We start from the raw sequence: 19949 nt of genomic DNA on the forward strand, positions 1-19949 counted from the left end.
TAATTCTTTACGAGACGTCATGTCTGCTCCTGACTGCATTAAGCGAATTCGAAATGTGAGTAACTGATAGCGATAACCAGCGCGAGTATTGTCGCAAACGCGTATGTTCACTGCAAATGTTTTGCGGTCAATTTTGCGCGAGTTGCTACGTTTTTTTTACATTTTCCTCGAGATCTGCAAGAAATTAGGCAAACGATTGGCTATATCTTACAAGTAAAAAGAGCTTGCTTATCGACCGCTGATAATTAAAATAGACGTCTAGATGTAGAAACACCTACGAATATTATTGTCTTTTTATACAAGCGGGCGTAATGCACGAACGCTAGATTAACCTTTATTGGAGCTACCATGGCTAAGCACCTGTTTACTTCTGAATCAGTATCAGAAGGACATCCAGACAAAATTGCTGACCAAATTTCTGACGCTGTTCTCGACGCAATTCTAGAGCAAGACCCAAAAGCACGTGTTGCATGCGAAACATACGTTAAAACTGGTATGGTGATGGTCGGTGGCGAAGTAACAACTTCAGCATGGGTTGATATTGAAGAGATCACTCGTGAAACGGTTCGTGATATCGGTTACATACACTCGGATATGGGCTTCGATGCTAACTCATGTGCCGTATTAAATACCATTGGTAAGCAGTCTCCAGATATCAACCAAGGTGTTGATAAAGCGGATCCAAAAGATCAAGGCGCTGGTGACCAAGGTATCATGTTTGGTTACGCAACCAACGAAACACCAATCTTAATGCCTGCGCCTATCACTTACTCTCACTTGCTAGTACAAAAGCAAGCTGAGGTTCGTAAGAGCGGCAAACTTGATTTCTTGCGTCCAGATGCAAAATCTCAAGTCACCTTCCAATACGATCAAGGTAAAATTGTTGGTATTGATGCGGTTGTTCTTTCTACTCAGCACTGTGACAGCATTTCAACCCCAGATCTGCGTGAAGCCGTGATGGAAGAAATCATCAAGCCAGTACTACCATCTGAATGGTTGAACAAAGAGACTAACTTCTTTATCAACCCAACCGGTCGTTTTGTAATTGGTGGCCCGATGGGTGACTGTGGTCTTACTGGTCGTAAAATCATTGTTGATACCTACGGCGGCGCTGCTCGTCACGGTGGTGGAGCATTCTCTGGTAAAGATCCATCAAAAGTTGACCGTAGTGCGGCGTACGCAGCACGTTACGTGGCGAAAAACATTGTCGCAGCTGGTATGGCTGATCGTTGTGAAATCCAACTTTCTTATGCGATTGGTGTTGCAGATCCTACTTCAATCATGGTGGAAACTTTCGGTACTGAGAAAGTGTCTCACGACATTATCATTGAAGCAGTTCGTCAAAACTTCGACCTACGTCCATATGGATTACAGGAAATGTTGAACCTTCTTCAGCCTATCTACAAAAAAACAGCTGCATACGGTCACTTTGGTCGTGAAGAGTTCCCTTGGGAAGCGACAGACAAAGCCGCCATCTTGCGTGACTTTGCTGGTCTAAAGTAATCTCAACACCTCGTTGTTAGATGAAAAAAAGCCCTCGAATTTATTTGAGGGCTTTTTTGATCCACAAATATCCCTAACACACTGATAGTTAGAATAGTTTTCATTTCGCTACAAATCCCCCCTTCATTTTGGCCTTTTATTCTTTGCGTTCAAAAATTGTTTTTTTTACTAACACGGTCAATAGTTAAACAAAAGGGATGTTGACGAGTGTCTTTTAAAATCAAAAAGCGCTTCTCACATCTCCTAATAAGGGGATAAATCCTGAAGAATGCAGTAGGTCGTAGGTAAAAATCCCCAGACATAAGCCCAATACACTCTAACAATGTTATTGGGAAAGTCACTTTCGTTCATATCAGGGAGGACGTATGCCTCGAACCGTTAATACAACGGACTTCCATAAAAAGAAGGAAGTCAGAGACAACGAATACGCTAGAACCATTCCCAGTAACCAGTTGAGTGTTTCGGCACCGCTACATTGGCTGGCTTTGGGTTTACACGATTTTATCCGTATGCCACTTATTAGTGCTTTCTATGGCCTGTGCTTTACTGCCGCCGCTGTAGCCATCGTTCAATTAGTGCAATGGCAAGGAACACATTTAGTGGTGTTACCGAGCCTAGTTGTTTATATGCTTATCGGCCCTTTCTTGGCCCTAGGTTTATACGACGCAGCATGGGAAAGAGAAAAAGGACGCAGTGCATCGCTACTGCACTCGATGAAAGCGATAGGACGCAATTCCACATCACAATGGGCATTTACCATTATTCTTGTTGTAGCAATGATCTTCTGGATGCGAATTGCAGCCCTACTCCATGCCCTATACCCATCAGTACAAGGCGCTCCTTTGTCTGAATTTGCCCCTTTCCTAATCGTGGGATCACTTGTGGGTTTGGTGATTGCGAGTCTGATCTTTGCCATTTCAGCTTTCTCAATTCCATTGATGATGGAAAGACGTGTTGATGTCATGACGGCAGTGTTCACAAGCTTCAATGCCGTTAAGTCAAACATTCCAGCCATGATTGTCTGGGCGATGATCATTTGTGGCGGTGTCCTGGTCGGTTTTGCCTCGTTTGGCTTAGGCATGCTGTTCACGATGCCAATCCTTGGTTATGCCACTTGGCATGGCTATCACGAAACAGTGAAAAGTTCGCGCCAAACCTAATTAGGTTTGAGATTTAGAGTATTACCCATACAATGAACGCCCTGTGCATTACCGCTTAGGGCGTTTTATTTTGGGGAGACACATGTCGACAAGCATCACCGCCGAACTCCACCAGCGCGTTATCGCATGCCTTGAAGAGTGCATATCTCAAGCTTCTGTGTATTTTGAAGAGAACTACCCTCTGCCATCTATTAACTACAAACTGCGAGGAAAAGCAGCGGGCAAAGCCTACCTGCAGCTTTGGGAAGTGCGTCTAAACCCTGTTTTGCTTCGAGAGAATCCCGAGTTGTTCTTTAGCGAAGTTATTGCGCACGAAGTCGCCCACCTAATCACTTTCCACCACTACGGCCGGGTTCGACCTCATGGTAAGGAGTGGAAAAGCGTGATGTCCGGGGCTTTCAACCTCGCCCCCAAGGCGACCCACTCTATGGACGTGACCTCTGTGCAGGGAAAAACCTTCGACTACCAATGCCAGTGCAACCAATACTCTTTGTCGATACGTCGCCACAACAAAGTGCTTCGCCAGCAAGCAAGTTACCGCTGTCAAAAGTGTGGCGATACCCTTAGCTATCTTCCATTTTTAGATAACTAATAATGTTATTGATAGCCAATAGGTTTTTATGCGATCTATAATGGGAAAACTCATCCTTTTCCCAAACAATTTATGCCTAAATACCTGCTCTTTGCTTGTTCTTTTTTGTTGCTCATCAGCCCTTCCATATCCACTGCCGCCAACGTACCCAGTAGTTTTAGCAAAGCCAAAAAAGAGGCGATAAAGATCTATCATGATCACCCGGTCAGTTTTTATTGTGGTTGCCCAATTCGTTGGCAAGGAAAGAAAGGTACACCGGATCTCAAGCAATGCGGCTACCAAGTTCGCAAACAGGAAAAGCGTGCCAACCGTATCGAGTGGGAGCATGTGGTTCCCGCATGGCAGTTTGGGCATCAAAGACAGTGCTGGCAAGAAGGTGGCCGCAAAAATTGCACCCGACATGACAAAGCATTTAAGTTAATGGAGGCCGACCTACATAACCTGACCCCCACCATTGGTGAAGTCAACGGTGATCGATCCAACTATAACTTCAGTCAGTGGAATGGTCACCCTGGCGTCAGCTACGGTCAGTGTGAGATGCAAGTTAATTTCAAACAACGCAAAGTCATGCCGCCGGATCGCGCTCGCGGTTCTATTGCCAGAACCTACCTCTACATGAGTAAAGAGTATGGATTCAAGTTATCAAAACAACAAAATCAGCTCATGCTGAGCTGGGACAAGATGTACCCGGTCGATGAATGGGAGTGCGAACGAGACCGCCGTATTCATCGAGTTCAAGGAAACCATAACCCGTTCGTTGCTCGAGCTTGTAACTCTTGAGTTAACTGAGTTTATTGCAGTGCTGCCCTTGTATTTTCGCACGCACGCATCCATGTTAATTACAGTCATTAAATCTTTGGAAATTTCGAGATGCGCGTACCAAGAATTTATCATCCTGAGCAAATCAATGAAAATAGCATTGTATCGCTCAATGACGACGCTGCAGGTCATGTGGCCCGCGTTTTGCGAATGAAAGAAGGTCAGGAGGTGCTGCTATTTGATGGCAGTGGTGCTGAGTTTCCTGCGACCATTTGCTCGGTAAGCAAAAAGAATGTCGAAGTCTCCATCAACGAGCGAATCAAACGGTCGGCTGAATCGCCACTTGATCTTCACCTCGGACAGGTTATCTCCCGAGGCGACAAAATGGAATTTACCATTCAGAAATCTGTGGAGCTCGGTGTCAACACGATTACGCCTCTCATTTCAGAGCGCTGCGGTGTAAAGCTCGACCAAAAACGCTTTGAAAAAAAACTTCAACAATGGCAAAAAATCGCCATTAGCGCCTGTGAGCAATGTGGCCGTAATACGGTCCCTGTTATTCGCCCTATTATGCATTTAGAACAGTGGTGCGCTGAACCATCAGAGGCACTAAAGCTCAACCTTCATCCCAGAGCGCAATACTCAATTAACACCCTTCCTGAACCGGTGAATAAAGTTCGCTTACTCATTGGCCCGGAAGGGGGCCTATCTCAATCAGAAATTGAGATGACTGAACAATATCAATTTGAAGAAACCTTGCTTGGTCCTCGCGTATTACGAACAGAAACAGCGGCATTAACGGCCATTACTGCTCTGCAAGTGCGTTTTGGCGACCTAGGTTAACCGGAGAAAATGAATGCTTAAACTCGGTATCGTGATGGACCCTATTTCGTCCATTAATATCAAAAAGGACTCTAGCTTTGCCATGTTGCTTGAAGCGCAACGCAGAGGCTATGAAATCCACTATATGGAGATGAATGATCTTCATTTAGAACAAGGTGAACCTATTGCCGATACAAAGGTCGTGACTCTAAAAGAAGACCCTAATGGTTGGTATGAATTTACTTCAGAGCAAACCATCAACCTGTCTGAATTAGATGCGGTATTGATGCGCAAAGATCCTCCTTTTGATACCGAGTACATTTACGCGACCTACATTTTAGAGCGAGCGGAGTTACAAGGTACTTTGATCGTCAATAAGCCACAAAGCCTGCGTGACTGCAACGAAAAGCTCTTTACAGCCTGGTTCCCAGAATTGACGCCAACCACCATCGTGACACGTAAGGCTGAAAAAATAAAAGCCTTTCAAGAACAGCACGGTGACGTCATTTTGAAACCTCTTGATGGTATGGGCGGCGCTTCTATTTTTAGGGTCAAACAGAACGATCCTAACGTATCCGTGATCATCGAGACATTGACTAATCACGGTCAGAACTACGCTATGGCGCAAACTTTTGTTCCTGATATCAGCAATGGTGACAAACGTATTTTGGTTGTCGATGGTGAGCCTATGCCTTTCTGTTTAGCAAGGATCCCTGCTAAAGGAGAAACACGAGGCAACCTCGCGGCAGGCGGCCGAGGCGAAGCTCGTCCATTAAGTGAGACAGACAGGCAAATAGCGCTTGCTGTCGCTCCTACTTTAAAAGAGAAAGGCCTAATATTTGTAGGTCTGGATGTCATTGGCGATAAGCTAACTGAAATTAACGTTACAAGCCCAACTTGTATTCGTGAAATCGAAGCTGCATTTGATATCTCTGTTACCGGTAAACTCATGGATGCAATCGAACGCCGCTTAGGCAAATAATCGCATTTCATTTTCAGTAAGGTTTAAGGGAGGCTGTATGAATTTAGCAAATCATTTTTTGGTCGCTATGCCTGGCATGAAAGATCCCTATTTTCAACGTACTGTAATCTATGTTTGTGAGCACAATGAAGATGGCGCCATGGGGATAGTCATTAACACCCCTATTGATGTCACCGTAGGCAACATGCTAAAGCAGGTTCAAAATGAATTTCCGGTAGCATTACCCAATCAGTATTGTGAAAGCCTTGAAGAACCGGTTCTTAATGGAGGTCCGGTTTCGGAAGATCGCGGTTTCATCATTCATAGACCAAAAGACAAATACCAATCAAGCATTCAACTCACCGACAGTGTTAGCGTCACGACTTCGAAAGACATTCTTGCCGTTCTCGGTACCGATGCACAGCCAGAAAACTACTTAGTCGCACTCGGGTATTCGGGATGGGAAGCTGGACAGCTTGAAAGTGAGCTCGCCGACAACTCGTGGCTGACGATCGAAGCGGATCCAAAAGTGATTTTTGAAACCCCTGTAGCGGAGCGCTGGGCAAGTGCGGTGCAAATGCTCGGCATCGATGCTGCCCAGCTGTCCGTGCAAATTGGCCATGCCTGATAAATACAACAAGAGATTATGACAGCTAAAACGATCATCGCATTTGACTATGGCACCAAGAGTATTGGTAGTGCCATTGGTCAAGATATTACCGGGACCGCGAGTCCCCTAAAAGCATTTAAGGCCAGAGACGGTATCCCAAACTGGGATGACATCGAAAAGGTGCTAAAAGAGTGGCAACCGGATTTACTGGTCGTCGGTCTACCAACAGACTTGCACGGAAAGGACCTCGAATCGATTGCTCCAAGAGCAAAAAAGTTCGCCAATCGATTAAACGGTCGTTTTGGTTTCCCTGTCGAGCTTCACGACGAAAGGCTGTCGACCACAGAAGCCCGATCTGAACTGTTTGAGATGGGTGGCTATAAGGCATTGTCAAAAGGCAATGTGGACTGTCAGTCCGCGGTGATCATTCTCGAAAGTTGGTTCGAAGCCCAGTGGGGATAAAACAAAAAAAAGATGGCCTAGGCCATCTTTTTTCATCATGCAATCATCAATCGATTTTTAACTCCTGAAGCATTGCTTCAGGTAATGCGAGTTCATCATTCTTGTTGACCTGGATACCTGCATCTAGGATTTGCTGAGCAATGGCTTTTGCGTCGTCTAAAGAGTGCATTGCAGCCGTACCACATTGGTATTCATTAAGCTCTGGGATCTTATTTTGGTTCTCTACTTTTAACACATCTTTCATTGCCGCCAACCAAGCTTCTACAACACGCGTTTCACTTGGTGTACCAATGAGACTCATGTAGAAACCTGTGCGACAGCCCATTGGAGAAATATCAATAATTTCAACATCATCGCCATTAAGGTGCGCCCTCATGAAACCCGCATATAAATGCTCTAGGGTATGAATGCCTTGTTCCGACAGAATATCTTTATTTGGAGCTGTAAAGCGCAAGTCAAAAACGGTGATAGTATCCCCTTTTGGTGTTTGCATTGTTTTCGCAACGCGAACCGCTGGGGCGTGCATTCTTGTGTGATCAACGGTAAAACTGTCCAATAAAGGCATGAGGTATCTCCAGATTTATTTAATTGCACGATGATGTGCTTACTGTCTATTGAGGCTGCTACGATAACATGTAGGCTTCAATCGCTAAAGAGTAATCAGCCTTGAACAACGGTGCCCAAGGTTGAGTTATGGGTTTTACTCGGCTTTTAAATACGAAAAGTAGTCTGATAGAAAATCATCAAAACTCATCGTATCAGCCTCTTCAGCAGCTTGCTGCTGAGCAATAGATTGCTCGACACTCGCTAGCATCAATTCTTCGCTATAAACCTGATACTGGTGAGACAAGTTGTGCTGGCGATATTTTAAACCAAGCTCACAGCCCACTTTACCTAACCCGCCCATCTCTTTGGTCTGACGCAGCAATTGACCGGAAATCGTCAGTTCAGGATCATCATTCCACTGCTCAAGCATCTCGCAAACTGATAGATACTCGTTGCCACCATGCTCTCGATCCATTTCTTTGGCGATCAGCTTTAAGTCTAGAAATACGCGGCGAACCCAGTCTTGTCTGGTCAAGACTTCACCATGACAACCAATCTGCAACGTTAGTTCATGACTACGCCCTTCAGCAATCACTTTGTTCCAGTTATCCCGCCAGCATTTTAACTCACAATCATCCATTGGCTCAGAGTCGCTTAACGCACACCAGGTTAAAAACAGGTCCAGGAAGCGGATTTGCTCTGCGCTAATACCGATAGAGCTGTAAGGGTTCACATCCAGTGAGCGCACTTCAATATACTCAACCCCAGCACGAGCGAGTGCTTCTGATGGCTTTTCTCCATTTTTCGACACTCGTTTGGGTCGAATTGGGGCATACAACTCGTTCTCAATCTGTAATACATAATCATTGAGCTGACGATATTCACCATCCACTTTGACACCAATTTTAGCGAATTCTTCTGAAGGTGTATGGATAGCGGTATTTAGTCCATCAAGGTATTGGTCTAAGCTGTTAAAGCCGATTTTTAGCGCACTTTGAGCGTTGTTGGTATAACCCAGATCACTCAGTCGCAACGAGGTCGCCTTAGGCAAATATAATGTTCCACCCACTTTCTCAAACGGCAGTTTGGTTTTCTTACCTTGCAAGAAAGAAGAACACATTGCCGGGGAAGCACCAAAAAAGTATGGGATCAGCCAGCCAAAGCGATAGTAATTACGGATCAAACCAAAATAAGCGTCTGACTTTGAAGCGCTTCGCTCTTGCTCTGATTGCTCACCAAACAGCGCATCCCAGAAGGATTCGGGGAAGGAGAAGTTAAAATGTACGCCTGAAATCACCTGCATCAAACTGCCATAACGATGCTTTAGGCCCTGGCGATACAATGTTTTCATTTTACCTGCGTTCGAACTGCCGTATTGAGCCAAGGTAATGTCGTCTTCGTTTCCCACGTAACAAGGCATCGAAAGCGGCCACAGCTTTTCATCACCGATATTTTTTTGAGTAAAGTGATGAATGTCAGTAAGTTGGGATATTAATGTATCAACATCTTTAGAGACTGGTGTAATAAACTCTAGTAACGACTCAGCAAAATCCGTTGTAATAGTGTCATGTTTAAACGCAGATCCTAATGCCTTAGGGTGTGGTGTGAGAGCCAAACGACCATCTTGCGAGTAGCGCAATGTTTCCCTTTCTACACCACGCCCAAAGTCTTTAAAAATGGCACTGTTATTAGCAACTGTGTCGAGTCGCGTAGCAAAATTTGTCAAAATGCAGTTCGCTTATTGTTATGTTCAATTGAAGGGATGACCTAACAGGTCACCCCCTTTTATATGGCAACACTATTGCTGGATTTCAAGCTTTTCAATGGCGATATCCAATTTTTCTAACTGTGGTGTTAGAGTACGAGCGTCTCCAACGACGATAATTTGATACTGAGTTGGGTCAAACCACTTACTTGCTAATTGATTAAGTTCTGACATATCGACATTTTCCACTATCAAATTACGTTGCTTGAGATAATCCTCATCCAAACTATAGGTTAAAATACTCGATAATAGCCCAGCTTTTTGACTTGGTGTCTCATAGGTCAGGGCATCCTGCTGACCTACCGCTAACCGCATAAAGTGAAGCTCCTCTTCGGTCATACCTTGCGTACTATAGTTCTTTAGCTCTTTAATGATCTCTTCTATCGACGCAACTGTGGCATCAGCGCGCACCTGAGCATTAAACACTATGATGCCAAGCTCGCGGTTACTGGCAAAGTAACCACTGGCACCGTAGGTATAGCCTTTATCTTCACGAAGGTTCTGGTTGATGCGACTATTGAAGTTACCGGCCAAATTAAAGTTTGCCAGTTGGCTTAAATACAGCTCGCCTGTCGCATCAAAAGGTAAACCTATGCGCACCAGGCGGACAATACTTTGTGGGGCATCCGGCTTATCAACGAGAAAAATACGCTGCCCAGAAATGGACGTGTTGACATTTGGGCGGATCAAAGGCGCGGCTTCACCTCGCCAGTTATCCCAAAACGCCAATTGCTTAATCACCTCTTTGCGATTCTGGTCACCAACCACCACGATCTGCGCTCCCTGAGGCGTATAGTGCTTACGATAAAAAGATGTCACATCATCGAGTGTCAGCGACGCAACGGACTGCTCTGTTCCATCAGAAGAGCGCCCGAAAACAGAATCACCAAATAGCACCTGACGCGTGGCCTGAGACGCCATCCAGCTCGGCTTTTGATGCTGATAAACCAAACTTTCCATTGTTTGTTTTTTTAGACGTTCGAAATCCTCAGGAGCCATCGCAGGATTAATCAGTACATCTTCCACCAGCGCCATGGTTGCAGCTAGGTTCTTAGTGAGTGATGAAACTGTAACGCGAGTAGTATATGAGCCGGCACTGAAATGAATCTGGCTGCCTAACATATCAAGTTCAGCCTGCAACTGTTCAACGCTGCGTGAAGTTGATCCCTCTTCCATCATCGCTGCGGTTAATCCTGCCAGTCCTTCTTTGCCCCTTGCAACGTAACGATCACCAGCGGGCAATCGAAAGTGAATTTCAATGGTCGGTGTTTCGGAGGTTTCCGTTCCAAGTAACTCGCTGCCATTATCGAAGTACACCCGATACAACTCAGGCATCTTTGCCGTCACCGCCTTGGCAACCACAGGCATAACACTGCGATCAAAGTTATCAGTGGCAACCCTTAGATCAAGTTGATCGGCAGAGATTTGCTGATACTCAGGTAAGGTACGTTTTGGCGTCGTGAAATTGGCTTTTCTTACTGCTATATCTTGGTTTCCTTTAGGTACGATACTTAACGTCACCTTAGGTTTATCGTGAACAAATTCATTAAACACACGACTTACCGATTGAGGTGTCACCGCGCGGATTTGTTTTAACTGACGCTCGATTCGATCTGGTTCACCAAAAAAGGTCTCATTGGAAGCCAGTTGAGTCACTTTACCTTTCACGCTTTGCAAGGCAAAAACCGCGCTGGACTCAGACAGTCCGTTAATTTGGTCCAGTCGCTCTTGGCTCATGCCTTGTTTTTCAAATTCTGCCAGAGTGTCTAACAGCTCTTGATACAACGATTTCAAACCATCTTTGTCTGTCGATGCCCCCATAGCATACACATAAAAGTTACAGGCAAGCTCGTTACAGTCGTTGAAGGCACCTGCATCTAAGGCCTTTTGAGTTTTGACGAGTTTTTGGTATAACAATCCGTTCGTGCCACCACCAATCGCATCCGCCATTGCTTCTAAGGCGGCTTGATTGTCGGCTCCGCGGTAACTGCTGGTCGGCCAGCCTATCACTACCATTGGCTGACGAATTCTGTCTTCCAATGTGACATAGCGATCTTCATTGACTGTCGCAGGTTGCTTTGGCGCTTTATCCACATCGGGGCCTTTCGGGATCGAGCCGAAATATTTGTTGATCCATTGCAATGTCTGCTGGGGATCAATATCGCCACCAATGGTCAATACTGCGTTATTCGGCCCATACCACCTTAGAAAGAAGGCTTTAAGATCGTTAACATCAACACGATCTAGATCTTCCACATAGCCAATGGGTTGCCACGAATATGGGTGTCCCTCAGGGAACATCGCTTCACCCATTTTCTCCCACACAAGACCATAGGGGCGATTATCATAATTTTGCGCACGCTCGTTTTTGACCGTATCACGCTGAATTTCAAACTTTCTCTGGGACACAGCGCTCAGCAAAAAGCCCATTCTGTCAGCTTCTAACCACAGCATTTTCTCTAACTGATTCGAAGGAACCGTTTCAAAATAATTGGTTCTGTCGCGCGAAGTCGTGCCATTTAATGTGCCACCCGCTTCGGTAATGATCTTAAAGTGCTGCTGATCACCCACATTTTCCGAGCCCTGGAACATCATATGCTCAAAAAAGTGGGCGAACCCTGATTTACCGACTTCTTCTCGTGCCGAGCCAACATGATAGGTCACATCAACATGAACCAGTGGATCAGAGTCGTCGGGGGATAAAACCACCGTTAAGCCATTATCGAGTCGATATTTGCTGTAAGGGATCATCACCTTATCGCTATTAGGCTTTACCTCTTCGATAAGCTGTATCGCGGCAGGTAGCGTATTTTCTACTTGAACGGTCTTATCATTGGTGCTGCAACCGTAGATGAATAATAACGACAAGCAGCCGAACCAAATCTTTCTCATAAATACTCCTTAGAAAAGACCATAGAAAATCGCTGAAAGAGCAGCGTAGCGCAGTGCCTTACCGATTGCGATGAGTACTACACACGGAAGAAACTTCATACGTAACCAACCAGCAGCAAGGCACAGAGGATCTCCAATAACCGGCAACCAACTCAATAATAAAGTCCAGTAGCCGTATTTTTGTAACCAGCCAATGGCTTTATGACCGTGTTTCTCATTTTGAGTTCGATTGGGAATGAAAATTCCTATCCAATAGTTGGTGAGCCCGCCGAGAGTATTGCCTATTGTCGCCACAGCTATCACTAGTGGGACTGAATACTGTTGTAAGCTTAATGTTGCTATCAATCCTGCTTCTGAGCCGCCGGGAAGTAAAGTGGCACTTAGAAAACCAGAAACAAACAAAACTGCGAGGGCGGAATCTGCAAACCAAGAATGCGCGATAAGATGTGAAAAACTCTCTAGCATTGCATATCCAACAACACCTTTCCACGGGTTCGTCCCGTTTCGATTTGACGATGGGCATCAACCACATCATCAAGAGCAAATATCTTTTGAATCTCCACTTTAAGCAATCCGACACTCACCATATACAGTAGCGTTTCTAACTGTTTAGCTGAGGGGTCAACTAACATCCCTTCAGCGCTAAATCCTAATAACTGAGCTTTGTCGCAAACCAATGGTGCCGACATGGTCGGGATAGTAATGACTCTCGCCCCATCACTTAGACACTTAAGCGCATCCAGTGCGACGTCGCCACCCACAAGATCAATCAACACGTCGACATCGCTAAGGCGTTCAGACGCTGGAGAGAATTGATAATTAATGGCGTGAGCACCTAAAGTTGCCAAGTAATCCAGGTTCGCTTCACTGCAGGTGGTATAGACTTCAGCTTTCGCCGCTAGTGCGATTTGAACCGCGATATGGCCAACACCTCCGGCACCAGCAAGTATGAGAACCCTGTCCCCCTCTTTCACCTCGGCTTTGTTGATAGCCTGAGCAGCCGTTTGACCCGCTAATGGCAGCGCAGCAGCGGCTTCTAAGGTGACCGAATTTGGGACTGGGGTTAATTCTGACTCAGGAACACAAACATATTGGCTGTACGCGCCACCGCGAAGCGGAAAACCAATAAAACCTGCGACTTTATCTTTAATGGCAAATCGCGTCGCTTTCTGACCATTTTCGATCACGTGACCTGAGATGTCATATCCTGGCACCCAAGGTAGGTTATCTTTATTTTCTGCAGCGGCCCAACCCAAGCCAGCTCGTGTTTTCACATCGATAGGGTTCACACTGGCAAAGGCAACCTTAACCAATACCTCACCTTCATTAGGTGTGGGAATTTTAACGTCTTGCAGTGCGAGTACTTCTGGTTCGCCAAACTCCGGAATGACGATTTGTTTGCATTTCATCACAGCTTCCTTTTTTGTCCCTCAATCATCCATCTTAGCCACTTAACCTAAGGAGTACTAGAGCAAGTTTTGTCCTCGTGCTTTCAAAATGTTACACCACCTTTCTGGTCACGATTTCAGGCATAAAAAAAAGAGAAGCCGAAGCTTCTCCTTTCAACCTTCTACAATGGATGGTTAGCCAACCAAAGCCAGCAGAATACCGGCTGCAACCGCTGAACCTAATACGCCTGCAACATTTGGCCCCATTGCATGCATTAATAAGAAGTTTTGAGGGTTGGCCTCAAGCCCTACCTTATTAACAACACGCGCCGCCATAGGAACCGCTGAAACGCCCGCAGCACCGATCAATGGGTTAATGTCTTCTTTCGAGTATTTATTAAGAAGCTTAGCCATAAGTACACCGGCACCAGTACCGATACTAAATGCAACGGCGCCTAATCCTAAAATACCTAACGTCTCAAAGTTTAAGAACTGCTCCGCCTGTAGCTTCGAGCCTACACCCAAGCCTAAGAATATCGTCACAATATTAATAAGCTCATTTTGCGCAGTCTTGGATAAACGATCAACAACACCCGCTTCACGCATCAAGTTACCCAGGCAGAACATACCTACCAGTGGCGTCGCTGACGGCAAGAACAAGATGGTCATCAACAATACAGCCAATGGGAAAAGTATTTTCTCGCCTTTACTCACGTGACGCAATTGAGCCATTTTGATTTTGCGCTCTTGCGGATTGGTCAACGCTTTCATGATAGGTGGCTGAATAATAGGTACTAAAGCCATATAGCTGTAGGCCGCTACCGCAATCGCACCAAGCAAATCAGGCGATAACTTACTGGCAAGGAAAATAGCTGTCGGGCCATCCGCACCACCAATAATTGCGATCGACGAAGCATCTTGCATGGAAAACTCCATGCCCGGCACGTAGTTCAATAATATTGCACCGAATAAAGTAGCAAAAATACCAAACTGAGCTGCCGCACCAAGCCATAGCGTTTTAGGGTTAGCAATTAAAGCGCCAAAGTCGGTCATTGCCCCGACACCCATAAAAATGAGCAGTGGGAATACACCCGATTCGATACCAATATAGTAAACGTAGTACAGCAACCCACCTGGCTCGGTAAAGCCTGCATTAGGAATGTTCGCTAAAATGGCACCAAATCCAATTGGCAATAGTAGTAATGGTTCAAAACCTTTACGAATCGCCAAAAACAGTAAGGTGCATCCAACCAAAATCATACAGATCTGGCCAAATTCAAAGTTAGCGATCCCTGTTTCTGACCATAAGGTCATCAATCCTTCCATGGTACTCCCTTACGCCAAACTAACCAGAGGAGCGCCGACAGTGACTGCATCGCCCTCTTTAACGTGAACATCCTGAACAACACCACTTTGTGCCGCACGTACTTCGGTTTCCATTTTCATCGCTTCAAGTATGAGCAGGACGTCACCTTCTTGAACCTCGACACCCGACTGAACATTCACTTTAAAAATATTACCGGCTAATGGTGCTTCCACTGATTCTAAGCTCGCAGGTGGCGCTACCGCGACAGGAGCCGCAACAGATGCTGCTGATGGCGAAACAGACGTCAGGTGACCTTGCGGTCCCACTTCAACATCGTAGACCTGACCATCAACTTTAACGCTGTATGTTTCAATGCCTTTGCTTGAGGTTACTGCTGGCTTCGCAGATTCTGGCACTGCTTTTTCCAGCGTTGGCGCAGGCTCAAACGCATCAGGATTACGACGGTTTTTAAGGAATTTAAGACCAACTTGTGGGAACAGTGCATACGTTAGTACATCATCTACCGTATCTTCAGCTAAAGAGATGCTTTCCTCTTTGGCTTTAGAAAGTAGCTCTTCGGTTAATGTATCCAACTCCGCTTTCAGTAAATCGGCTGGGCGACAGGTAATTGGCTCTGCGCCTTCAAGCACTTTTTCCTGAAGTTCTTGGTTGATATCGGCAGGAGCTTTGCCGTATTCGCCTTTTAATACGCCAGCCGTTTCTTTAGTAATACTCTTATAGCGCTCACCTGTTAGAACATTAATAACCGCTTGAGTACCAACAATCTGCGAAGTGGGTGTGACCAAAGGAATGTAACCCAGATCTTTACGCACGCGAGGGATCTCTTCGAGCACCTCATCGATACGATCGGCAGCACCTTGCTCTTTTAACTGACCTTCCATGTTTGTTAACATGCCACCTGGGACTTGAGCAATAAGGATGCGCGAATCAACACCTTTTAGCTGACCTTCCCATTTAGCATACTTCTTGCGAACTTCTCGGAAGTAAGCTGCAATCGGTTCTATTTGCTCAAGTTTGAGGTTGGTATCACGCTCAGTACCTTGCAACATTGCAACGACAGTTTCTGTTGGTGTGTGGCCATAGGTTTGGCTCATGGACGAAATAGCCGTATCGAGAATATCAATACCAGCTTCCACCGCCTTCACGGCTGTTGCCGTTGAAAGGCCAGTTGTCGCATGGCAATGAAGCGCCAATGGAACATCACACGATGCTTTGATTCGAGAGATCAAATCCTCCGCTTCATATGGCCTCAATAGCCCTGACATATCTTTGATACACAAAGAGTGGCAACCAAGATCCTCTAAGCGCTTTGCAAGATCAACCCACGTTTCAGTATTGTGAACTGGGCTTGTGGTGTAGGACAAAGTACCTTGTGCGTGAGCACCGACATCCACTGCAGATTTCACCGCTTTTTCAAAGTTTCTTACATCGTTCATCGCATCAAAGATACGGAAAACATCCATACCATTGGCATGAGCTCGTTCTACAAACTTTTCAACAACATCATCAGCATAGTGGCGATAACCTAATAGATTTTGCCCCCGCAGTAGCATCTGCATTGGTGTATTTGGCATCGCTTTTTTCAGCTCACGCAAACGCTCCCACGGATCTTCTCCTAAGAAACGGATACACGAATCAAATGTCGCTCCCCCCCAAGTTTCAAGTGACCAGTAACCGACCTTGTCCAATTCTGCGGCGATGGGCAACATATCTTCGATACGCATACGAGTCGCAAACAGCGATTGATGGGCGTCACGAAGTACCACGTCAGTGATAGCTAGTGGTTTAGACATGCTCATTAACTCCTTTTAAAATCTTAACTCAATCTATTTAGCGTCAGCCGTGCGGTATTGGTGTACAGCAGCTGTAATTGCGGCGGTCACCTGTGGGCTAACACCCTTAGAGGCAAACTGTTGAACTTGTTTTGCTTGATTTGAGGCTGCGATCGGCTCAGGTACTTCTTGTGGTACCAACTTCGATAATAACCGAACGAGATAAACGAGAATTGTTAGGAAAACAAACACCACCGTCATCCCTGTGACCATTAAGGTGGCTGCATCTCCTAGCAGGCTTCCAATATTAATCATTTTGCGTCCTTTCTTTGTCGTCCTGACAAGTGCAATAGATCTTGCGAGCGATCCATTGCAAGAGGTCTAGGATTATCTCGATTGGTAAAAGTTTGTCAATTTTGTTTAATGCCGAGTGGTAAATAAAACGTCATTTCAGTGAAAATTCGCGATGAGAACGACATATTACTGTGATTACCATCAAAAATAGCGCTTTTCACTACACTGAGTACAAAGTAAATAAATTAGCAGGACAATTCTGAGACGAGCTTAAAATATCTACAAATTTCCTTAATAAACATAAGGTTGTAAACATTTAGTTATAGAAATGATAATGAAATGTTAAATGTAAAAAAACCCTGCCGAAGCAAGGTTTTGAAGAAGTGGCGCGCTCTGGAGGATTCGAACCTCCGACCGCCTGGTTCGTAGCCAGGTACTCTATCCAGCTGAGCTAAGAGCGCGCGGTTTTTGATACTATTCCCTTTTAGAGGAATCATATCAAGGTCTAAGACCTTAAAAAGTGGCGCGTCCTGGAGGATTCGAACCTCCGACCGCCTGGTTCGTAGCCAGGTACTCTATCCAGCTGAGCTAAGGACGCACGGGATGCTCAATATTGCTATCAAACACTTTCAAATTGTGGCGCGCTCTGGAGGATTCGAACCTCCGACCGCCTGGTTCGTAGCCAGGTACTCTATCCAGCTGAGCTAAGAGCGCACAGGTTTTGATACTCTTCCTTTTCAGGGGAATCATATCAGGGTCTAAGACCTTAATAAGTGGCGCGTCCTGGAGGATTCGAACCTCCGACCGCCTGGTTCGTAGCCAGGTACTCTATCCAGCTGAGCTAAGGACGCACGGGATGCTCAATATTGCTATCAAACACTTTCAAATTGTGGCGCGCTCTGGAGGATTCGAACCTCCGACCGCCTGGTTCGTAGCCAGGTACTCTATCCAGCTGAGCTAAGAGCGCACGGGGTGTGAACTATATCACGTTTTCATTCCGTTGGAACAAAAAAATTGACCAAAGGTCAATAATGGCGGTGAAGGAGGGATTCGAACCCTCGATACGGCTACAAACCGTATACTCCCTTAGCAGGGGAGCGCCTTCAGCCTCTCGGCCACCTCACCGTTTTGTATTGCTCGCCTTCCTTTGCAAAGGGAAGTGGCGCGTCCTGGAGGATTCGAACCTCCGACCGCCTGGTTCGTAGCCAGGTACTCTATCCAGCTGAGCTAAGGACGCATCATTTACTTACCTTTATGAATTGCTTCATAAAATCAAGCAGTGCAAGAATGGCGGTGAGGGAGGGATTCGAACCCTCGATACGGCTATAAACCGTATACTCCCTTAGCAGGGGAGCGCCTTCAGCCTCTCGGCCACCTCACCGTCTTGCGGAGGCACATATTACGATTTACCAAAAATAAGTCAAACATTTTCTTGGCAAAAATAGTAAAAAATAGACCAACCGTTGTGAATTTAATCAAACCGTCGCTTAATCACACTTTTTACTTATGTAAAGTTGGGAATTCAAAAAAATACTGAACGTTAGGTGGTAACAAAAAGGCCGACAATCTGTCAGCCTTTTTGTTTGGAATTAGTAGTTGCCAGGTGCAACATTACCATTACCTTTTTCTGCTTGGATGCGCATGTAAATCTCTTCACGATGCACTGATACTTCTTTTGGAGCGTTTACGCCAATACGAACTTGGTTACCTTTTACACCGAGTACGGTTACAGTGACTTCATCACCAATCATTAATGTTTCGCCAACGCGGCGAGTCAAAATAAGCATTCTTTGCTCCTTGAGTAATCTCTAATTTTCGTGCTACGAAATACATTATCTAACAAAAGTTAGCTTTTCGTAACTATATTGCGAAACTATTTATCCCAGATGTAGCTGTTTGTTGCCACTTGACAGCCTTTCATTGGTGACAATGTACTTATCATGCAGTACGTTAGCCGCTTTGTCGATAGTATCTGGCAACATTACCAAAGTGAATGAGTGTTGCTGCTCACAAAAGTGTAGGACAGATAAATGCACTTCGAGCAAAATCCGCACCGACTGCGCACTCAATGCTGAGGCATTGTTGCCAACCATCGTGAGCAATGCCACTTTTTTCTGTTCTATTGCGCGATCAGCCAAGATCAAATTCAGCTTATCGTGATCGTCGTCTTTGACGATTAAACGACAACTCGACTCGTCAAATACCCAGCATTCATTTTCAATCCCTAGCATTTGGCACTGTTTAGCAACCAATTCATGCTGTGATAGAGGGAACGCTAACATGATCATCGACTTTTGAATAGCGATGCCCGATACCGGTGAAGCGAACTCCTGACCCGTTACTAATGTTCCCTCTCCTTTGCAAAAACTTGAAAGTACTCTCAGTGGTACGTTATGTCTCCACGCATACTGAACGCACGGTAAGTGCAATACTTTCGCGCCTTTACTTGCCATCAATTCCATGGAAGGAAAGTCAATCACCTCTTTTCTGGAGGCTCGGGTAACCACTCGAGGGTCGCAACTGTAGACGCCGTCAACATCGGTAAAAATCTGGCATTCTTTTGCTTTTAATGCGCCCGCCAGCGCAACAGCCGTAGTATCGGAACCACCACGACCTAAGGTGGTAATTTCATTGTTATCATTAACACCTTGAAATCCTGCAACAATCACAATTTGATCATTGGCAAGGTGTTCTTCAATGGTTGACGTGTCGATGTCATTAATCGTGGCATTATTATGTTGATTGTTTGTTCGTATCTGCGCCTGCAAACCTGTAAGCGATACGGCCGAATAACCTTGCTGATTAAGCGCCATAGCCAGTAAAGCCATCGACACCTGCTCACCAGCAGAAAGCAACACATCCAATTCCCTCGCGGTCGGTACGTTGTCTATCTGTTTTGCAAGAGACATTAGCCTATTGGTTTCACCTGACATTGCCGATACCACCACCACTAGCTGATGGCCAGAATCCTTTGAACGAATAATTTGCTGAGCGACCTCTTGGATGCGCTCTATTGTGCCTACAGAAGTTCCACCAAACTTTTGTACGATTAATGATCTTTTCACCCGTCTTCACCTTCCCAAGACATTTCGTCTA

The 19949-nt window shown here is 45.5% G+C and carries 18 protein-coding genes and 8 tRNA genes; 8 read left to right on the forward strand and 18 right to left on the reverse strand.

Annotated elements, in window-relative coordinates:
- The first annotated feature begins 348 nt into the window (after window positions 1–348).
- The 8 genes from metK (at window position 349) to ruvX (ending at window position 6869) form a co-directional block, all read left to right on the forward strand.
- Complete coding sequence (metK, locus tag LNL84_RS18605) at window positions 349–1503, forward strand: methionine adenosyltransferase (RefSeq protein ID WP_244359258.1); 1155 nt, start codon at window positions 349–351, stop codon at window positions 1501–1503.
- A 365-nt stretch (window positions 1504–1868) separates the two neighbouring features.
- Window positions 1869–2663: a DUF2189 domain-containing protein gene (locus tag LNL84_RS18610; protein WP_244359260.1), complete on the forward strand. Its 795-nt coding sequence runs from the start codon at window positions 1869–1871 to the stop codon at window positions 2661–2663.
- A gap of 82 nt (window positions 2664–2745) precedes the next feature.
- Window positions 2746–3255 (forward strand): SprT family zinc-dependent metalloprotease, encoded by a 510-nt coding sequence (locus tag LNL84_RS18615; protein WP_244359262.1) that lies wholly within the window; start codon window positions 2746–2748, stop codon window positions 3253–3255.
- A 72-nt stretch (window positions 3256–3327) separates the two neighbouring features.
- Window positions 3328–4035, forward strand: coding sequence for an endonuclease (locus LNL84_RS18620; RefSeq protein WP_244359264.1), 708 nt, complete (start codon window positions 3328–3330; stop codon window positions 4033–4035).
- Between the two features lie 90 nt (window positions 4036–4125).
- Window positions 4126–4857, forward strand: a complete 732-nt coding sequence (gene rsmE / locus LNL84_RS18625; RefSeq protein ID WP_244359266.1) for a 16S rRNA (uracil(1498)-N(3))-methyltransferase — start codon at window positions 4126–4128, stop codon at window positions 4855–4857.
- A 13-nt stretch (window positions 4858–4870) separates the two neighbouring features.
- Window positions 4871–5818 carry a glutathione synthase gene (gene gshB / locus LNL84_RS18630; RefSeq protein ID WP_244359268.1) on the forward strand — a complete coding sequence of 316 codons (948 nt, stop codon included), beginning with the start codon at window positions 4871–4873 and terminating at the stop codon, window positions 5816–5818.
- A gap of 37 nt (window positions 5819–5855) precedes the next feature.
- Window positions 5856–6425 carry a YqgE/AlgH family protein gene (locus LNL84_RS18635; RefSeq protein ID WP_244359270.1) on the forward strand — a complete coding sequence of 190 codons (570 nt, stop codon included), beginning with the start codon at window positions 5856–5858 and terminating at the stop codon, window positions 6423–6425.
- A gap of 18 nt (window positions 6426–6443) precedes the next feature.
- A complete protein-coding gene (ruvX, locus tag LNL84_RS18640; protein ID WP_244359272.1) occupies window positions 6444–6869 on the forward strand; it encodes a Holliday junction resolvase RuvX in 426 nt (141 codons plus the stop codon).
- Window positions 6870–6915: 46 nt separating this feature from the next.
- Here the strand turns inward: ruvX and luxS are convergent, their stop codons facing one another.
- The 18 genes from luxS to LNL84_RS18730 all read right to left on the reverse strand — a co-directional run bounded on the left by luxS (window position 6916) and on the right by LNL84_RS18730 (window position 19918).
- Window positions 6916–7434, reverse strand: a complete 519-nt coding sequence (luxS, locus tag LNL84_RS18645; protein ID WP_244359274.1) for an S-ribosylhomocysteine lyase — start codon at window positions 7432–7434, stop codon at window positions 6916–6918.
- 135 nt (window positions 7435–7569) lie between these two features.
- Window positions 7570–9141 (reverse strand): glutamate--cysteine ligase, encoded by a 1572-nt coding sequence (gene gshA, locus LNL84_RS18650; RefSeq protein ID WP_244359276.1) that lies wholly within the window; start codon window positions 9139–9141, stop codon window positions 7570–7572.
- Between the two features lie 72 nt (window positions 9142–9213).
- Window positions 9214–12072, reverse strand: coding sequence for a M16 family metallopeptidase (locus LNL84_RS18655; RefSeq protein ID WP_244359278.1), 2859 nt, complete (start codon window positions 12070–12072; stop codon window positions 9214–9216).
- Between the two features lie 9 nt (window positions 12073–12081).
- Window positions 12082–12537: a YqaA family protein gene (locus LNL84_RS18660; RefSeq protein WP_244359280.1), complete on the reverse strand. Its 456-nt coding sequence runs from the start codon at window positions 12535–12537 to the stop codon at window positions 12082–12084.
- A complete protein-coding gene (locus tag LNL84_RS18665) occupies window positions 12531–13481 on the reverse strand; it encodes an NADP-dependent oxidoreductase (RefSeq protein WP_244359282.1) in 951 nt (316 codons plus the stop codon). The genes LNL84_RS18660 and LNL84_RS18665 overlap by 7 nt, the downstream gene beginning before the upstream one ends.
- A 174-nt stretch (window positions 13482–13655) precedes the next feature.
- Window positions 13656–14786 (reverse strand): sodium ion-translocating decarboxylase subunit beta, encoded by a 1131-nt coding sequence (locus LNL84_RS18670; protein WP_244359284.1) that lies wholly within the window; start codon window positions 14784–14786, stop codon window positions 13656–13658.
- Window positions 14787–14795: 9 nt separating this feature from the next.
- Window positions 14796–16580, reverse strand: a complete 1785-nt coding sequence (gene oadA, locus LNL84_RS18675; protein WP_244359286.1) for a sodium-extruding oxaloacetate decarboxylase subunit alpha — start codon at window positions 16578–16580, stop codon at window positions 14796–14798.
- A 33-nt stretch (window positions 16581–16613) separates the two neighbouring features.
- A complete protein-coding gene (locus LNL84_RS18680; RefSeq protein WP_244359288.1) occupies window positions 16614–16874 on the reverse strand; it encodes an oxaloacetate decarboxylase subunit gamma in 261 nt (86 codons plus the stop codon).
- A gap of 363 nt (window positions 16875–17237) precedes the next feature.
- Window positions 17238–17314 (reverse strand) — tRNA-Arg (locus tag LNL84_RS18685).
- A 60-nt stretch (window positions 17315–17374) separates the two neighbouring features.
- Window positions 17375–17451 (reverse strand) — tRNA-Arg (locus tag LNL84_RS18690).
- 39 nt (window positions 17452–17490) lie between these two features.
- A tRNA-Arg gene (locus tag LNL84_RS18695) sits at window positions 17491–17567 on the reverse strand.
- A 60-nt stretch (window positions 17568–17627) separates the two neighbouring features.
- A tRNA-Arg gene (locus LNL84_RS18700) sits at window positions 17628–17704 on the reverse strand.
- A gap of 39 nt (window positions 17705–17743) precedes the next feature.
- Window positions 17744–17820: transfer RNA gene (locus tag LNL84_RS18705), tRNA-Arg, on the reverse strand.
- A gap of 65 nt (window positions 17821–17885) precedes the next feature.
- A tRNA-Ser gene (locus LNL84_RS18710) sits at window positions 17886–17978 on the reverse strand.
- Window positions 17979–18013: 35 nt separating this feature from the next.
- A tRNA-Arg gene (locus LNL84_RS18715) sits at window positions 18014–18090 on the reverse strand.
- Window positions 18091–18141: 51 nt separating this feature from the next.
- Window positions 18142–18234: transfer RNA gene (locus tag LNL84_RS18720), tRNA-Ser, on the reverse strand.
- Window positions 18235–18442: 208 nt separating this feature from the next.
- Window positions 18443–18640: a carbon storage regulator CsrA gene (gene csrA, locus LNL84_RS18725; RefSeq protein WP_009847619.1), complete on the reverse strand. Its 198-nt coding sequence runs from the start codon at window positions 18638–18640 to the stop codon at window positions 18443–18445.
- 90 nt (window positions 18641–18730) lie between these two features.
- The gene (locus LNL84_RS18730; RefSeq protein WP_244359290.1) at window positions 18731–19918 is read right to left on the reverse strand and encodes an aspartate kinase; all 1188 of its coding nucleotides are present in this window, start codon (window positions 19916–19918) and stop codon (window positions 18731–18733) included.
- Window positions 19919–19949: the final 31 nt, after the last annotated feature.

Source organism: Vibrio gelatinilyticus, assembly GCF_022836845.1.
Taxonomy (GTDB): Bacteria; Pseudomonadota; Gammaproteobacteria; order Enterobacterales; family Vibrionaceae; genus Vibrio; species Vibrio gelatinilyticus.

What these genes read in the sequence shown, in the direction of transcription:
- metK (WP_244359258.1), top strand. Translation starts at nt 349, where the DNA reads ATGGCTAAGCACCTGTTTACTTCTGAATCAGTATCAGAAGGACATCCA.
- LNL84_RS18610 (WP_244359260.1), top strand. Translation starts at nt 1,869, where the DNA reads ATGCCTCGAACCGTTAATACAACGGACTTCCATAAAAAGAAGGAAGTC.
- LNL84_RS18615 (WP_244359262.1), top strand. Translation starts at nt 2,746, where the DNA reads ATGTCGACAAGCATCACCGCCGAACTCCACCAGCGCGTTATCGCATGC.
- LNL84_RS18620 (WP_244359264.1), top strand. Translation starts at nt 3,328, where the DNA reads ATGCCTAAATACCTGCTCTTTGCTTGTTCTTTTTTGTTGCTCATCAGC.
- rsmE (WP_244359266.1), top strand. Translation starts at nt 4,126, where the DNA reads ATGCGCGTACCAAGAATTTATCATCCTGAGCAAATCAATGAAAATAGC.
- gshB (WP_244359268.1), top strand. Translation starts at nt 4,871, where the DNA reads ATGCTTAAACTCGGTATCGTGATGGACCCTATTTCGTCCATTAATATC.
- LNL84_RS18635 (WP_244359270.1), top strand. Translation starts at nt 5,856, where the DNA reads ATGAATTTAGCAAATCATTTTTTGGTCGCTATGCCTGGCATGAAAGAT.
- ruvX (WP_244359272.1), top strand. Translation starts at nt 6,444, where the DNA reads ATGACAGCTAAAACGATCATCGCATTTGACTATGGCACCAAGAGTATT.
- luxS (WP_244359274.1), bottom strand. Translation starts at nt 7,434, where the DNA reads ATGCCTTTATTGGACAGTTTTACCGTTGATCACACAAGAATGCACGCC.
- LNL84_RS18655 (WP_244359278.1), bottom strand. Translation starts at nt 12,072, where the DNA reads ATGAGAAAGATTTGGTTCGGCTGCTTGTCGTTATTATTCATCTACGGT.
- LNL84_RS18660 (WP_244359280.1), bottom strand. Translation starts at nt 12,537, where the DNA reads ATGCTAGAGAGTTTTTCACATCTTATCGCGCATTCTTGGTTTGCAGAT.
- LNL84_RS18665 (WP_244359282.1), bottom strand. Translation starts at nt 13,481, where the DNA reads ATGAAATGCAAACAAATCGTCATTCCGGAGTTTGGCGAACCAGAAGTA.
- LNL84_RS18670 (WP_244359284.1), bottom strand. Translation starts at nt 14,786, where the DNA reads ATGGAAGGATTGATGACCTTATGGTCAGAAACAGGGATCGCTAACTTT.
- oadA (WP_244359286.1), bottom strand. Translation starts at nt 16,580, where the DNA reads ATGTCTAAACCACTAGCTATCACTGACGTGGTACTTCGTGACGCCCAT.
- LNL84_RS18680 (WP_244359288.1), bottom strand. Translation starts at nt 16,874, where the DNA reads ATGATTAATATTGGAAGCCTGCTAGGAGATGCAGCCACCTTAATGGTC.
- csrA (WP_009847619.1), bottom strand. Translation starts at nt 18,640, where the DNA reads ATGCTTATTTTGACTCGCCGCGTTGGCGAAACATTAATGATTGGTGAT.